The sequence below is a fragment of the Albidovulum sp. genome, from assembly GCF_041919395.1.
Taxonomy (GTDB): Bacteria; Pseudomonadota; Alphaproteobacteria; order Rhodobacterales; family Rhodobacteraceae; genus Albidovulum.
On record NZ_JAYRTX010000026.1, the window covers coordinates 1 to 15,330 of the forward strand.

14 protein-coding genes are annotated in these 15,330 nt (G+C 68.5%); 11 read left to right on the forward strand and 3 right to left on the reverse strand.

Translation table 11 applies throughout. The features are described 5' to 3' along the window. From ACMUOO_RS06465 to ACMUOO_RS06475, 3 genes are all read left to right on the forward strand, one after another. Positions 1-907 (forward strand): pyridoxal phosphate-dependent aminotransferase (locus ACMUOO_RS06465; RefSeq protein WP_413854950.1); only part of this gene is annotated, 907 nt, incomplete at its 5' end. Next, positions 904-1,827 carry a prephenate/arogenate dehydrogenase family protein gene (locus ACMUOO_RS06470; RefSeq protein WP_301919630.1) on the forward strand — a complete coding sequence of 308 codons (924 nt, stop codon included), beginning with the start codon at positions 904-906 and terminating at the stop codon, positions 1,825-1,827. The genes ACMUOO_RS06465 and ACMUOO_RS06470, both read left to right, overlap by 4 nt. Next, complete coding sequence (locus ACMUOO_RS06475; RefSeq protein ID WP_301919629.1) at positions 1,824-2,789, forward strand: extensin family protein; 966 nt, start codon at positions 1,824-1,826, stop codon at positions 2,787-2,789. The genes ACMUOO_RS06470 and ACMUOO_RS06475 overlap by 4 nt, the downstream gene beginning before the upstream one ends. A 4-nt stretch (positions 2,790-2,793) precedes the next feature. Here the strand turns inward: ACMUOO_RS06475 and ACMUOO_RS06480 are convergent, their stop codons facing one another. Continuing rightward, a complete protein-coding gene (locus ACMUOO_RS06480) occupies positions 2,794-3,777 on the reverse strand; it encodes a DUF2125 domain-containing protein (RefSeq protein ID WP_301919628.1) in 984 nt (327 codons plus the stop codon). A 67-nt stretch (positions 3,778-3,844) separates the two neighbouring features. Between ACMUOO_RS06480 and ACMUOO_RS06485 the strand changes: the two genes are divergently transcribed. The 4 genes from ACMUOO_RS06485 to ACMUOO_RS06500 are packed head-to-tail and all read left to right on the forward strand — an operon-like array spanning position 3,845 to position 7,810. Further along, positions 3,845-4,387: a gamma-glutamylcyclotransferase gene (locus ACMUOO_RS06485; protein ID WP_301919627.1), complete on the forward strand. Its 543-nt coding sequence runs from the start codon at positions 3,845-3,847 to the stop codon at positions 4,385-4,387. A 54-nt stretch (positions 4,388-4,441) separates the two neighbouring features. Beyond that, complete coding sequence (locus tag ACMUOO_RS06490) at positions 4,442-5,635, forward strand: biopolymer transporter ExbB (protein WP_301919626.1); 1,194 nt, start codon at positions 4,442-4,444, stop codon at positions 5,633-5,635. A 1-nt stretch (position 5,636) separates the two neighbouring features. Further along, on the forward strand, positions 5,637-7,421 hold the full coding sequence (locus ACMUOO_RS06495; protein ID WP_301919625.1) for a peptidoglycan -binding protein: 1,785 nt from the start codon (positions 5,637-5,639) through the stop codon (positions 7,419-7,421). Then, a complete protein-coding gene (locus ACMUOO_RS06500; protein ID WP_413854951.1) occupies positions 7,418-7,810 on the forward strand; it encodes a DUF4440 domain-containing protein in 393 nt (130 codons plus the stop codon). The genes ACMUOO_RS06495 and ACMUOO_RS06500 overlap by 4 nt, the downstream gene beginning before the upstream one ends. A gap of 78 nt (positions 7,811-7,888) precedes the next feature. On the opposite strand, the gene clpA is transcribed toward ACMUOO_RS06500, so the two are convergent. Continuing rightward, positions 7,889-10,210, reverse strand: a complete 2,322-nt coding sequence (gene clpA, locus ACMUOO_RS06505) for an ATP-dependent Clp protease ATP-binding subunit ClpA (RefSeq protein WP_301919623.1) — start codon at positions 10,208-10,210, stop codon at positions 7,889-7,891. Between the two features lie 265 nt (positions 10,211-10,475). Beyond that, positions 10,476-11,243, reverse strand: coding sequence for a hydroxyacylglutathione hydrolase (gene gloB / locus ACMUOO_RS06510; protein ID WP_301919622.1), 768 nt, complete (start codon positions 11,241-11,243; stop codon positions 10,476-10,478). Between the two features lie 63 nt (positions 11,244-11,306). On the opposite strand from gloB, the gene ACMUOO_RS06515 reads away from it, so the two are divergent. The 4 genes from ACMUOO_RS06515 to ACMUOO_RS06530 all read left to right on the forward strand — a co-directional run bounded on the left by ACMUOO_RS06515 (position 11,307) and on the right by ACMUOO_RS06530 (position 15,329). Continuing rightward, entirely contained in the window at positions 11,307-12,053 is a 747-nt protein-coding gene (locus tag ACMUOO_RS06515) for a methyltransferase domain-containing protein (protein ID WP_301919621.1), read from the forward strand. Between the two features lie 283 nt (positions 12,054-12,336). Next, positions 12,337-12,897 carry a F0F1 ATP synthase subunit delta gene (locus tag ACMUOO_RS06520; RefSeq protein ID WP_301919620.1) on the forward strand — a complete coding sequence of 187 codons (561 nt, stop codon included), beginning with the start codon at positions 12,337-12,339 and terminating at the stop codon, positions 12,895-12,897. Beyond that, positions 12,897-14,435 carry a F0F1 ATP synthase subunit alpha gene (atpA, locus tag ACMUOO_RS06525; RefSeq protein WP_413854952.1) on the forward strand — a complete coding sequence of 513 codons (1,539 nt, stop codon included), beginning with the start codon at positions 12,897-12,899 and terminating at the stop codon, positions 14,433-14,435. Before ACMUOO_RS06520 ends, atpA begins: the two co-directional genes overlap by 1 nt. A gap of 21 nt (positions 14,436-14,456) precedes the next feature. After that, entirely contained in the window at positions 14,457-15,329 is an 873-nt protein-coding gene (locus tag ACMUOO_RS06530; protein WP_301919618.1) for a F0F1 ATP synthase subunit gamma, read from the forward strand. The last annotated feature ends 1 nt before the right edge of the window (position 15,330 follow it).

The window sequence follows — 15,330 nt, forward strand, 5'->3', positions numbered from 1 at the left end:
TCCCTCCACCGACCATGCGCGGCTGAGGCAGGCGATCGGCGAGGTGCACGGACTCGACCCCGCCCGGATCATCTGCGGCGTCGGCTCGGACGAGGTCATCGGCCTTCTCTGCCACGCCTATGCGGGGACGGGAGACGAGGTCGTGTTCACCGAGCACGGGTTCCTGATGTACCGCATCTATGCCCAGGCCACGGGCGCGACGCCGGTCTCCGTGAGGGAGCGCGAACGGACGACAGATGTGGATGCGATCCTGGCGGCCTGCGGCCCCGCTACGCGGCTCGTCTTTCTCGCCAACCCCAACAACCCGACCGGCACGATGATCGGGCTGGCCGAGGTCGAGCGGCTGGCACGGGGGCTTCCGGCGCAGACGATCCTCGTCCTCGACGGGGCCTATGCCGAATACGTCGAGGGCTACGACGGCGGTGCCGAGCTTGCCACGCGGCTGCCGAACGTGTTCATGACCCGGACCTTCTCCAAGATCTACGGTCTTGGCGGGCTCAGGATCGGCTGGGGCTACGGGCCGAAGGCGATCATCGACGTCCTGAACCGCATCCGCGGGCCGTTCAACCTTTCGACCGCGCAGATGGAAGCCGCCGAAGCCGCCGTGCGCGACCGGGAGCATGTCGACCGCTGCCGCGCCGAGAACGCGCGGATGCGCGGCTGGCTGGCCGAGGCGCTGGCAGAGAAGGGCGTGCCTTCCGACACATCGACCGCGAACTTCATCCTCGCCCGCTTCGCCGACGAGGCCGAGGCCGCAGCCTGCGACGCCCTTCTCCAGTCCCAGGGCCTGATCGTGCGGCGGGTATCGGGCTACGGCTTGCCGCATTGCCTGAGGATCACCGTCGGCGACGAAGCTTCCTGCCGCCGGGTCGCCCATGCCATCGGCCAGTTCAAGGCGCAGAGATGACCGGACCGATCTACGACCGCGTAGCCCTCATCGGGCTCGGCCTCATCGCCTCGTCGATGGGCCACGCGATGAAGGAGGCGGGGCTCGCGGGGAGCGTCGTCGGCCATGCCAAGACCGAGGCGACCCGCGCCGCTGCGCTCGAACTCGGCTTCTGCGACGCGGTCTTTGCCACCGCGGCCGAGGCGGTGGAGGCCGCCGACCTCGTCGTGCTTGCCGTGCCGGTCGGCGCTATGGGGGCGGTCGCGGCCGGGATCGCGCCGCATCTGAAGCCGGGCGCGACGGTGACCGACGTCGGTTCGGTGAAGCAGGCGGTGATCGAGGCGGTGGCGCCGCACATGCCCCCGGGCGTCCACTTCATTCCCGGCCACCCCCTTGCCGGGACCGAACATTCCGGACCCCGGTCCGGCTTCTCCACGCTCTTTCAGAACCGCTGGTGCCTGCTCACGCCGGGCGCGGCCGATCCTGCCGCCGTCGCACGGCTCCGCGCGCTCTGGCAGGGGATGGGCGCCAACGTCGAGGAGATGGATGCGGCCCACCATGACCTCGTGCTTGCCGTGACCAGCCACACGCCGCACCTCATCGCCTATACGATGGTGGGCGTGGCCGATCACCTCAGGCGGGTGACCGAAAGCGAGATCATCAAGTATTCGGCGGCGGGTTTCCGCGACTTCACGCGGATTGCCGCCTCCGACCCCACGATGTGGCGCGACGTGTTCTTGACGAACCGGGAGGCGACGCTCGATATTCTCGGGCGCTTCACCGAGGAGCTTTTCATGCTCCAGCGCGCGATCCGGATGGGGGACGGAGAGATGCTTCACGATTATTTCACCCGCACGCGGGCCATACGCCGCGGCATCATCGAGGCGGGGCAGGACACCGCGGCGCCGGACTTCGGCCGGACCAAGGCGCCGGGCGCATGAGGGGCCGGGTCGTTCCCGCCCTCGCTCTCGTCCTGATCGGCAGCGCTGCCCTTTCCGCCCCGATCGCCGAAAGCCCCCGCCCCAAGGTGCGCCCCGGCAGTGACGCCGCGGCGCTTGCGATATCGGTGCAGGTACGGCCTGCGCCCCGTCCCGATGCGGCGGAAGCGCCGGAGGTGACGCGCGCGGCGGTATCCGTGGCCGCGCTCCTTCTTCCCGACGCTCCGGCGCCGCTGCGGCCCATGGCGCGTCCGGCGGCCATGTCTGCGGCCGCCGGCGCGGTGTCAGCCGCGGCGCAGTCGCCCCGTCCCGAGGCGCGTCCGCGCACGCTTCGCACGATGGCGGTCGCGCCCGGACGGGCGCTCCCGGTTGCCGGTGGTCCCGAAGTCATCGTGCAGGCCGCCTTCCGCGTGCCGCAGTCCACGGGCGCCGTCACCGGCCGCAAGGGCGGCATCTGCGGCGATCCGGCGATCGTCGGCAAGGCGATCCCGCCGATCCTCGGCAAGGTGAAGGGCTGCGGGCTCGAGGACGGGGTCAGCGTGATCTCGATTGCAGGCGTGGCGCTGACTCAACCCGCCAGCATCGACTGCACCACGGCCCGCGCGCTCAAGGACTGGGTGGAAGGCGGCGTGAAGCCTGCCGTCGGCCGCAAGGGCGGCGGGGTCGCCGCGCTGCAGATCGCGGCGAGCTATTCCTGCCGGTCGCGCAACAACCAGAAGGGCGCGAAGATCAGCGAGCACGGCCGCGGCCGGGCGGTCGATGTCTCGGCCATCATCCTGGCGGACGGCACGTCGATCTCGGTCCTCAAGGGCTGGGGCACGAAGGCCGCGGGCAAGACGCTCGCCTCGGCGCGGAAGGCGGCCTGCGGTCCGTTCAACACCGTGCTCGGCCCCGGCTCCGACCGGTTCCACAACGATCACTTCCATCTCGACACCGCCCGCGGCCGCGGCGCCTATTGCCGCTGACCCTTCAGAGCCTCGGAGCGGGGCCGAGCGGCACCGGGCCGAGACTCATCCGTCCGCCGGCGAAGACCAGCGGCAGCGACAGCACCTCGGCATTTCCGCCGAGCGTGGCGAGCCCTTCAAGCGCGCGTTCGACGGTCGGGGCCGTTTCGGCCCTGACCAGTCCGAGCGCGGTGGCGAGCCGCAGCACGGCGCGCCAGTTCCGGAACGAGAGTTCGATGCGTCCCTCGGGCAAGCCGTCGGAATCAAGCGCGACCTCCCCGCGCCCCGACATGCCCGCAGGCCCCCAGTCGAGCGCCAGGCTGCGGATATCGACCGCACGCACCTGCACGCCCTCGATCGCCGCGACCCTATCGAGCGGCCGGTCGAGCGCGACCGTCGCGTCGAGATAGAACCGTTCGCCCCGGGCCGGCAGCACCTCGCCCGAAGTCACGATCCGGGCCGGCACACCGGAAAGCGTGATCCCCGCGATCTCGATGCCGATGTCATGCGCCGTCGCGGTCTCCGCCCTGCGGATGGCGGCCCGCAGGTTTTCGGCGGCAAGCGCCCAGCCAGCGTCCGAGCCAAGGGAAACCGCGGTCCCGACGGCCTGCGCGTGGTCGAGCGGAAGCTCCGGCGCGAGCCCGAAGACGGCGCTCGCCGACAGCTCGGCCGAGGCGACATTCACCGTCTCGCCACCGAACCTGACCTGCTGTTCGGCAGGAAAGACTGCAATCACATGCTGCGGCCGATAGGAGAGCGCGTAGAACTTGAGCGCGCCGGCGCTCCAGCGGATCGCGCCGTCCGGGCTCGTGGCCTGCGGGCCGGTCAGCGTCACGTCGAAACGTGCCGGAAAACCCCCGACCTCGATGGCCTCGGCATCGCCCCGCCCCTCGGCCCGCAGCGCCACCAGCGTCGCCTCGGCCCCGGTTCGGATCGTGCGGGCGGCCAGCGCCCAGTAGCCGCAGTAGAGCGCGGTCAGACCCGCAATGATCCAGAGCATCAGACGCATGGGGCCTTCCCTCGCACGGCACGATCCGCTTTATAACGCCGGAACGGCGGGAAACCAGCAGGCGGGCATGAACGGATTGTGGGTCTTCGGCTATGGCTCGCTCATGTGGGAGCCCGGATTCGTCTGGGAGAAGCGGGTTCTTGCCCGGCTTCCGGGCTGGCACCGGTCGTTCTGCATGCGCTCCTTCCACTATCGCGGCACGGTCGAAAGGCCGGGGCTCGTCCTCGCGCTCGACGCGGCAGAGGGCTCCGAATGCCACGGCGTCGCCTTCGCGGTGAGCGCCCTCCGCGCCGACGAAACCCTCGCCGCCCTGCGGGAACGCGAGCTGATTTCCTCGGCCTATCTGGAGAAGGTGCTTCGCGTGGACCTCGCCGACGGCCGGCAGGTGGAGGCCGTGACCTATGTCATCGACCCCGATCACGTGCAGTATTGTGGCGGCCTCGCGCTCGAGGAGCAGGCGCGGATCATCACCGGGGCGGCCGGAGGGCGGGGGCCGAACCGCGACTACCTCTGGAACACCGCCGCCCACCTCAACGAACTCGGGATCGCCGACGCCGACCTCGACTGGCTCTCGGACCGGGTGCGGCGGCTTGCCTCTGACGGCTTGTGACCCCGCGCCCCTCCCCCTATTCTGGCCGCAAGATCGGGGCGGGATGGCAGGCTGATGGACAAGGCGATACGCGCGGCTGAGCCCTTATTCTCGCAGCCCGTGCGGCAGGTGGCGATGATGCTGCTCGCGCTGGCGCTGGTGGGCGTCGGGGGCTGGTTCGCCTACGGGCCGATCTTCTCCATCTTCGCGGCCAACCCCTGGCTGAATGGAATGATCCTCGGTGTTTTCGTGCTGGGCGTGCTGACCTGTTTCTGGCAGCTCGCGCAGCTGATCCGGTCGGTCAGCTGGATCGAGGGATTTGCCGCCCATCGGCCGGGGCACGAGATAACGATCGCCCCGCGCCTTCTGGCGCCGCTCGCGGCACTCCTGCGCTCGCGCGGGCCGAAGGGCGGACAGATCTCGTCTTCCTCGGCGCGCTCGATCCTCGAATCGGTCGCCACACGGATCGACGAGGCGCGCGACTTCACCCGCTACCTGACAAGCCTTCTGATCTTCCTCGGCCTTCTCGGCACGTTCTACGGCCTCGCCACCACCGTCCCGGCCGTCGTCGACACGATCCGCGCGCTCGCCCCGCAGGAGGGGGAAAGCGGCATCCAGGTCTTCGACAAGCTGATGACCGGGCTGGAACGGCAACTTGGCGGCATGGGCACGGCCTTTTCGTCCTCGCTGCTCGGGCTGGCGGGTTCGCTCGTCGTCGGGCTCCTGGAGCTTTTCGCCGGCCACGGCCAGAACCGCTTCTACCGGGAACTGGAGGAATGGCTGACCTCCTTCACGCGCCTGTCCTTCGCAGGGGGCGATGGCGACAGCACCCTCGACGGCGAGGCGGTGGCGGGCATCCTCGATCACATGGCGGGGCAGGTGGAGACGCTGCAGACGATCCTCGAACGCACCGACGCCGGCCGCGCGGCGGTGAACGAGCGGCTCGAAGGCGTGGCGGGCGCGGTGGAGGCGCTGACCCGGCGGCTGGAGAGCGAGGCGGGATCGAACGCCCAGCTTACCCGTATCGCCGAGGCGCAGGACCGGCTCGTGGCGCTGATCGAGAGGAACAGCCAGGACGTGCGGATCGACGGCGGCGACGCCGAAAGCCGGATGCGGCTCCGCTCGATCGACGTGCAGATGCTGAAGCTCCTGGAAGAGGTCGCGGCGGGGCGGCAGGAAAGCATGGCCGACCTGCGAGGCGATCTCGCCGAACTCACGCGCGCGGTCCGCGCACTCGGCCGGGCCGCCGAGCAGGGGCGGAGGGGCTGAGATGGCGCTGTCGCAGGGCAGGGGAGGGCAGCGGTTCTCGACGAACATCTGGCCCGGCTATGTCGATGCGCTGTCGACCCTGATCCTCGTCCTGACCTTCGTCGTGACCATCTTCATGGTCGTGCAATATGTCCTGCGCGAGCAGATCAACACTCAAGGCAGCGAGCTTGAGGCGCTCGGGGCACAGGTCGCCGACCTGGCCGACGCGCTCGGGCTGGAGCGGAGCCGCACGGCGGACCTCACCGCCGGGCTTTCGGCCGCCGAGGCCGAGGCGGAGCGGCAGGCGGCGCTGATCGCCAACCTCGGTGCGAGCCTTAGCGCGCGCACGGCCGAGCTTGGCGCGGCCGAGGCGCGGATCACCGATTTCGAGGCGCAGGTGGCATCGCTTCTCGCCGAACGCGATGCGGCGCGCGGGGAAGCCGCAGCGCTGGGGGCCGAGCGCGACCGGCTGGCGACGGCTGAGGAGGCGCTGAACCTCGCCGTCGCCAGGGCGCGGGAGGAGATCGACGCCCAGGCGGAGGCGGCGCGCCTCGCTGCCGCCCGGCGGGAGGCGCTGGAGGCGCTGGTCGCGGACCTCCGCAAGCGGGGCGAGGCCGGGGCCGCCGCGCTTGCCTCGGCCGAGAGCGCGCTCGATGCAAAGGAGGCCCAGCGGCTGGCCGAGGCCGCCGCCGCCGAGGCGCTGCGCGCGCGGCTGAAGGGGGCCGAGGACGAACTCACGGCGATGACGCTGGCGCTCGAGTCCGAGCGGAAGCGGGCGGAGGAGACGCTGACGCTTCTCGCCGCCGCCGAGGCCGCGCGGAGGGACCTCGACACCCGCCTCGCGGCGGCGCTGCTGGCCGAGACGGCCACCGCGGAGCAACTTGCCGCCGCGAAAGCCGCGGCCGAGGCGGCGCGCACGGCCACCGACGCCGACCGCCAGGCGATCGAGGAGGAACTCGCCGCCGCGCTCGCGGCCAAGCTGGCAGCCGAGGCCCGGTCCAAGCAGGCGCTGGGCGAGGCGGAGCGGCAACGGGCCCTTCTCGCCACGGCGGACACCCGGCTGGCGGAGGAACAGGCGGTCTCGGCCGAGGCCGCGCGCAAGGTGACGCTCCTGAACGAACAGGTCGCGGCCCTGCGCGGCCAGCTCGGCGCGTTGCAGGAATTGCTCGACGCCTCGGCCGCGAAGGATGCCGACGCGAAGGTGCAGATCGAGGCGCTCGGCAGCCAGCTCAACTCCGCCCTTGCCCGCGTCGCGGCCGAGGAGAAGCGCCGCGCGGCACTGGAGGAGGCGGAGCGGATCCGCCTCGAGGCCGAGGCCAAGGCGCTGAAGGAAGAGACGAAGGAGCTTGCCCGGTACCGGTCGGAATTCTTCGGCAGGCTGTCCGAGGTTCTGGCGGGGCGAGAGGGCGTGCGGGTTGTCGGCGACCGCTTCGTCTTTTCCTCCGAGGTGCTGTTCCAGCCGGGCTCGGCCACGCTTTCGCCCGAAGGCCAGAGCCAGATCGCCGGGGTGGCCGCAACCCTTCAGGAAGTTGCCGCAGTGATCCCGCCGGAAATCGACTGGATCATCCGGGTGGACGGGCACACCGACGACGTGCCGCTGTCGGGCGCCGGCCAGTTCCGCGACAACTGGGAGCTTTCGCAGGCCCGCGCGCTGTCGGTCGTGCGCTTCATGCAGGACGACCTCGGGTTCCCGCCGGAAAGGATGGCCGCGACAGGGTTCGGCGAATACCGCCCGGTTGCGGAAGGCGACACGCCCGAGGCGCGGGCGCAGAACCGGCGGATCGAACTGAAGCTGACGGAGCGATGAGCGTGGCAAGGCCCGCCGCGCTTCTTGCCGAATTGATCGCCTGCGAGACAGCCGTGTGGCAGGCATTGGTTTCGGGTGATGCGGAAGCCGACCGGGCTGCGCTGGCGGCCGACTTCCTTGGGGTCTATCCGGACGGGTTCGCCGGGCGCGATGCACATGCCGCGCAGCTTTCCGGCGGGCCGACGGTCACCGGCTTCCGGCTGTCCGATGCACGCCTGCTGCCCCTCGGCGCCGATCACGCCATTCTGGCCTATCGGGCCGACTTTCGGCGCACCGGGCGGACCGACGACGAGGCGATGTATGTCTCATCCGTCTGGCAGAGGGCGCCGTCGGGCTGGGTCAACGTTTTCAGCCAGGACACGCCGGCCGATGGGCGGAGCCTTCCCTGATCCAGGCCAGCGGGCGAGGTCCCCGAAACGCGAAGACGGCGCCTCCGCGGCGCCGTTTCCACAATTGTCGCGCCAGGTTCAGTCCGCCGTCAGGAGCGGAGGCTTCGAGCCGGTGAGGCGCGGGCGTGAGGGCTCTTCGACATCGAGGACGATGGCGTCGTCCTTCACGCGCACCCGCACCACACCGCCCTTGGTGAGCTTGCCGAACAGCAACTCCTCCGCCAGGGGCTTCTTGATGTGCTCCTGGATGACGCGGCCCAGGGGGCGGGCGCCCATCTTGTCGTCGTAGCCCTTCTCCGCCAGCCAGTTGGCCGCTTCGGGTGAAAGCTCGATATGGACGTGGCGGTCCATCAATTGCGCCTCGAGCTGGAGGACGAACTTGTCCACCACCTGCAGGATCACCTCGCGAGACAGGGGCGCGAAGGAGATGACCGCGTCCAGACGGTTGCGGAACTCCGGCGTGAAGGTCCGCTCGATCGCGGCGGTATCTTCGCCCTCGCGCCGTTCGCGGCCGAAACCGAAGGCAGCCCTGGCCATGTCGGCAGCACCTGCGTTCGACGTCATGATGAGGATCACGTTGCGGAAATCGACCTGCCGGCCGTTATGATCGGTCAGCTTGCCGTGATCCATCACCTGCAGAAGGATGTTGTAGACATCCGGGTGCGCCTTCTCGATCTCGTCGAGCAGGAGCACGCAATGCGGGTGCTGGTCCACGCCGTCCGTCAGCATCCCGCCCTGGTCGAAGCCGACATAGCCAGGCGGCGCGCCGATCAGGCGGCTGACTGCGTGCTTCTCCATGTATTCCGACATGTCGAAGCGCAGAAGCTCCACGCCGAGGCTGTCGGCAAGCTGCTTGGCCACCTCGGTCTTGCCGACGCCCGTGGGGCCGGCGAAGAGGTAGTTGCCGATCGGCTTTTCCGGCTCCCGCAGGCCGGCACGCGCGAGCTTGATCGCGGATGAGAGCGCAGTGATGGCGGCGTCCTGGCCGAAGACCACGCGCTTCAGCGTCCGCTCCAGGTCCTTCAGCACCTCGGCATCGTCCTTGGAGACGTTCTTCGGCGGGATGCGGGCGATCTTGGCGACGACCGCCTCGATCTCCTTGGGACCGATGGTCTTGCGGCGCTTCGATTCCGCGACGAGATGCTGGGCAGCACCCGCCTCGTCGATGACGTCGATGGCCTTGTCCGGCAGCTTGCGGTCGTGGATGTAGCGCGCCGACAGTTCCACCGCCGACTTGATCGCGTCGCGGGTGTAGTGCAGGTCGTGGTGCTTCTCGAAATAGGGCTTGAGACCCATCAGGATCTTCACCGTGTCCTCGACCGTCGGCTCGTTGACGTCGATCTTCTGGAAGCGGCGGCTGAGCGCGCGGTCCTTTTCGAAGTGCTGGCGGAATTCCTTGTAGGTGGTGGATCCCATGCAGCGCAGCTTGCCACCCTGCAGCGCGGGCTTCAGCAGGTTGGATGCATCCATCGCGCCGCCCGAGGTGGCGCCGGCGCCGATCACGGTATGGATCTCGTCGATGAAGAGGATCGCGTCGGGGTGGTCCTCCAGTTCCTTCACGACGGCCTTCAGCCGCTCCTCGAAATCGCCGCGGTAGCGGGTGCCGGCGAGAAGCGCGCCCATGTCGAGCGAGAAGATGGTGGCACCCTTCAGGATGTCGGGCGTCTCTTTCCGCACGATCTTGAGCGCCAGCCCCTCGGCGATGGCGGTCTTGCCCACGCCGGGGTCGCCCACGAGGAGCGGGTTGTTCTTTCGCCGGCGGCAGAGCACCTGGATGCAGCGCTCGATCTCGGCCTCGCGGCCGATGAGCGGGTCGATGTCGCCCTTCTTCGATTTCTGGTTGAGATCGACGCAGTACTTGGCCAGGGCGCTTTCCTTTGCCTCGCCCTGCGCCTCGGTCGCGCCGTGCTCTTCCTGCTCCTGCGCGCCCGTGACGGGCCGGGTCTCGCCGAAGGAGGGATCCTTGGCGACGCCGTGGGCGATGAAGTTGACGGCGTCATAACGGGTCATGTCCTGTTCCTGCAGGAAATAGGCCGCATTCGACTCGCGCTCGGCGAAGATCGCGACGAGCACGTTGGCGCCGGTGACCTCGGTCCGTCCGGAGGACTGGACATGGATCGCGGCGCGCTGGATGACGCGCTGGAAGGCGGCGGTCGGCACTGCCTCCGATCCCTCGACATCGGTGACGAGGGTGGAAAGGTCGTCGTCGATGAAGTCGGAAAGCGTCTTCTTCAGTTCCTCGATGTCCACCGAACAGGCGCGCATGACCTTGGCCGCATCAGGTTCGTCCGTGAGGGCCAGGAGAAGGTGTTCGAGCGTGGCGAGTTCATGCCGCCGGGCATTGGCGAGCGCCAGCGCCGCGTGGATGGCCTGTTCGAGCGTGTTCGAGAATGACGGCACTTTCGTGCTCCTTTCCTGTCGGCAGGTCGGGCACGAGGCCCGAGGCCTACCATCGCCTCATACCTTTAAACTTCGGTGGAAATCGGGCAGCTTCAAGTGTTTTCTGGCGCATTTCGGCCAAGGCTCTGCCTTTGGCACAAAATGTGATCGTTACGGCTGCGGGCGTGAGGATGGTTGAAACCAGTGGGGACCGCGATGCCCCCGCGACGGGAGGAAAGATGGAGTGCGCCCTGCCGTCCGTCAAGGTCCGGCCCCGCGGACGGGCTCAGAACCGGTCCTTGGCACTCCGGATCGCGGCGAAGACCGCGGCGTCGGACGCGGCCTCCATCGCCATCGCCCGCTTCACCTCCGGACGGCCCGCGCGCAGGAAGGGGTTGGTCGCAAGCTCCTCGGACAGGCGCGAGGGGACGGTGGGCCGGCCCTCGGCCCGGGCCGCCGCGACCGCCGCCGCGCGGGCCTGAAGCGCGGCATTGTCCGGCTCCACGGTCAATGCGAAGCGGGCATTCGACTGGGTGTATTCGTGGCCCGAGCAGACGAGAGTGTCAGGCGGCAGGACCGCGAGTTTCGTCAGGCTTTCCCACATCTGCGGCATCGTCCCCTCGAACACCCGGCCGCAGCCGAGCGCCATCAGGCTGTCGCCGGTGAAGACGAGCCCGGAGGCCGGAAAATGATAGGCGACGTGGCCGACGGTGTGGCCCGACACGTCGATCACCTTTCCCTCGTCCATGCCGATGCGGATCGTGTCGCCCTCGCGGAGGGCCTCGTTGAGCTTCGGCAGGCGGTGGGCGTCGGCGGCGGCGCCGATCACCCGCGCGCCCGTGGCGGCCGCAAGCGCCTTCAGCCCGGCGATGTGGTCGTCATGATGATGGGTGATGAGGATGTGGCTCGCCTTCCAGTCGCGCTCGGCGAGAGCGTTCAGGATCGGCGCGGCTTCGGGCACATCGACGACTGCCGTCGCCCCGGTCGCCGCGTCATGTGCGAGGAAGGCGTAGTTGTCCTTCAGGCAGGGGACGGTGACGAGTTCGAGCGGCATGGCAATTCGCGTCCGTTTCCGTATGCTGACGACCGACTTTTGCCGAAGGACGGCCCCAGCGCAATGCATCTCGACGTTCTCGACCTGCGGAACTTCTACTACCGCACGCAACTCGGCCGCGTGGCGCAGAAGGCGATCCGCGATCAGGTCGTCACGCTCTGGCCGCCCGCGAAGGGCGAGACGGTCGCGGGCTTCGGCTTCGCGGTGCCCTTGCTGCGCCCCTATCTTGCCGACGCGCGGCGGGTCATCGGGCTCATGCCCGGGCCGCAGGGCGTGATGCCCTGGCCCGCCGGCATGGACAACGTGTCGGTCCTCTGCGAGGAGACCCAATGGCCGATCGAGACCGGGATGGTGGATCGGCTCATCGTCCTGCACGGGCTGGAGACTTCGGACAGCCCGGCGGCCCTCCTCGACGAGTGCTGGCGCGTCCTCGGCCCCGGCGGGCGAGCCCTTTTCATCGTGCCGAACCGGTCGGGTCTCTGGTCGCGGTCGGACCGCACGCCCTTCGGCTTCGGCCGGCCCTATTCGATGAGCCAGCTTGACGCGCAGCTTCGCGGCCATTCCTTCGCAGCCGAACGCCAGATTTCGGCGCTCTTCGTGCCGCCCTCGTCGCGCCGCTTCTGGCTCAGGACTGCGGCAGCGTGGGAACGGTTCGGCCACCGCGTCTCCTCGGTCCTCGCGGGGGGTGTCCTGATGCTCGAAGTGTCGAAACATGTCCATGCGCCGCAGCGTCCGGGCCTCGCCGCGGCGGTCCGAAAACCGCTTCGCGTGCTCGAAGCGCTGCCCAAACCCACCGCAGAGCCGGCGTGAATCGCGATGCCGCGCGAGGGATTCTTGCAACGGTAGTAAATGTTATCGCCCAAACTTCCGGCGAGCCGCGTGCGACTCTCCGGCACAAAGCGCCGAAGTCCCTGAAAATGCGGGAGATCCGTCTGTGCAATAGTTTCACCAAGGCGGTTGCGAGGCATTGCCCGCTCTGCTACACCCGCGCCGACCTCGGACGGGCGCCCATGCGCACGCCACGGGTGCCCTTCGACCAGGCCGCAAGATCGGGACCGGGGGGCTTGGGGACAGAACAATCGGAAGGGTCGACGTGTCCGAACCAGCTTCGATTTCCGCAGGGATCGCCGGGCGCTACGCCACGGCCGTTTTTGAACTCGCGAAAGAGGCAAAGGGCCTTTCCGGTCTGGAGGCCGACGTGGCTGCGCTGGCCCAGGCCCTGAAGGACAGCGCCGACCTCCGCGAGGTCATCGCCTCGCCAGTCTTCTCGCGCGACGAGCAGGGACGCGCCATGTCGGCGCTCGCCGTCAGGATGGGGCTCTCGTCCACCGTCGCCAACACGCTCGCGCTGATGGCCGCGAACCGCCGGCTCTTCGTGCTGCCGCAGCTTCTCGCCGCGCTTGGCGAGATGATCGCCGAGGAGAAGGGCGAAGTCACCGCCGAGGTGACGGCGGCGGCCGAACTGACGAAGGCACAGGCCGAAAAGCTCGCCGCATCGCTGAAGAAGACGGTCGGCAAGACCGTCAAGCTCAACACCACCGTGGATGAAAGTCTCATCGGCGGACTTATCGTCAAGGTCGGCTCGAAGATGATCGACACCTCGATCCGCTCGAAGCTCGCCTCGTTGCAGAATGTCATGAAAGAGGTCGGATAATGGGAATCCAGGCAGCCGAGATCTCTGCGATCCTCAAGGAGCAGATCAAGAACTTCGGTCAGGAAGCGCAAGTGGCCGAGGTTGGCCGCGTGCTGTCGGTCGGTGACGGGATTGCCCGCGTGCATGGGCTCGACAACGTCCAGGCCGGCGAGATGGTCGAATTCCCCGGCGGTATCCGCGGGATGGCGCTCAACCTCGAGGTCGACAACGTCGGTATCGTGATCTTCGGCTCGGACCAGGACATCAAGGAAGGCGACACCGTCAAGCGCACCAAGTCCATCGTGGACGTGCCCGTGGGTGACGAGCTTCTGGGGCGCGTGGTCGATGGTCTCGGCAACCCGATCGACGGCAAGGGTCCGATCAACGCCAAGAGGCGCGCCGTGGCCGACGTGAAGGCGCCCGGCATCATCCCGCGGAAATCGGTGCACGAGCCGATGGCCACGGGCCTGAAGTCGGTGGACGCCATGATCCCCATCGGCCGCGGCCAGCGCGAGCTGATCATCGGCGACCGCCAGACCGGCAAAACCGCGCTCGCGCTCGACACGATCCTGAACCAGAAGTCCTACAACGAGGCCGCCGGCGCGGACGAGAGCAAGAAGCTCTACTGCATCTACGTCGCCGTGGGGCAGAAGCGTTCTACCGTTGCCCAGCTCGTGAAGAAGCTGGAAGAGACCGGTGCGCTCGCCTACTCCATCGTCGTCGCCGCGACCGCGTCCGATCCGGCGCCGATGCAGTTCCTCGCGCCCTATTCTGCGACCGCGATGGGCGAGTTCTTCCGCGACAACGGCCGCCACGCGCTGATGATCTACGACGACCTTTCGAAGCAGGCCGTCGCCTACCGCCAGATGTCGCTGCTGCTGCGCCGTCCGCCGGGGCGCGAAGCCTATCCGGGCGACGTCTTCTACCTGCACAGCCGCCTACTGGAGCGGTCCGCGAAGCTGAACAAGGATAACGGCGCGGGGTCGCTGACGGCGCTGCCGATCATCGAGACGCAGGCAGGCGACGTGTCGGCCTATATCCCGACCAACGTGATCTCGATCACCGACGGCCAGATCTTCCTTGAAACCGAGCTCTTCTACCAGGGCGTCCGCCCGGCCGTGAACACCGGTCTGTCGGTGTCGCGGGTCGGTTCCTCGGCCCAGACCAACGCGATGAAGTCGGTCGCCGGCCCGGTGAAGCTGGAACTGGCGCAGTACCGAGAGATGGCGGCCTTCGCGCAGTTCGGTTCCGACCTCGACGCGGCGACGCAGCGGCTTCTGAACCGTGGCGCGCGCCTGACGGAGCTGATGAAGCAACCGCAGTACTCGCCGTTGACCAATGCGGAAATCGTCTGCGTCATCTTCGCCGGCACCAAGGGCTTCCTCGACAACATCGCGGTCAGGGACGTCGGCCGGTTCGAGGCGGGGCTGCTGAAGCACCTGCGCACGAACCGCACGGACATCCTCGAATGGCTCACCAAGGACGACCCCAAGATCAAGGGCGAGGCCGAGGACAAGCTCAGGGCTGCGATCGCCGAATTCGCCAAGACCTTCGCGTAAGCGGGGGGAGGGGACAGGGACATGCCCAGCCTTAAGGACCTGAAGAACAGGATCGCCAGCGTCAAGTCGACGCGGAAGATCACCAAGGCCATGCAGATGGTCGCGGCGGCGAAGCTGCGCCGCGCCCAGGAAGCCGCCGAGGCCGCCCGCCCCTATGCGGAGCGGATGAACGCGGTCATGGCCGGTCTTGCCGCCTCGGTCGGCGGGTCCGACAGCGCGCCCCGGCTTCTCGCCGGGACGGGCGCGGACCAGACCCACCTTCTGGTGGTCATGACGGCCGAGCGCGGTCTCTGCGGCGGCTTCAACTCCACCATCGTGCGGCTTGCACGGGCCCGGGCGACCGAGCTTCTGCGGATGGGCAAGACGGTGAAGATCCTGACCGTCGGCAAGAAGGGGCGCGAACAGCTCAAGCGCGACTACGCCAAGCATTTCGTCGGCCATGTCGATCTCTCCGAGGTGAAGAAGATGGGCTACGACGTGGCCCAGGGGATCGCGCGCGATCTGATCAAGCGCTTCGACGCCGGCGAGTTCGACGTCGCGACGATCTTCTTCAACCGCTTCCAGTCGGTGATCAGCCAGGTCCCGACGGCGAGCCAGATCATTCCGGCGACGTTCGAGGGCGGGGCCGAGGGCGCTTCGGCGCTCTATGACTACGAGCCGTCGGAGGAAGGCATCCTGGCCGACCTCCTGCCGCGCGGCGTGGCGACCCAGATCTTCACGGCGCTGCTGGAAAACGGTGCGTCCGAACAGGGCGCGCGGATGAGCGCGATGGACAACGCGACGCGCAACGCGGGCGACATGATCGACAGGCTGACGATCGTCTACAACCGCTCGCGCCAGGCCGCGATCACCAAGGAACTCATCGAAATCATTTCGGGCGCCGAGGCGCTCTGAG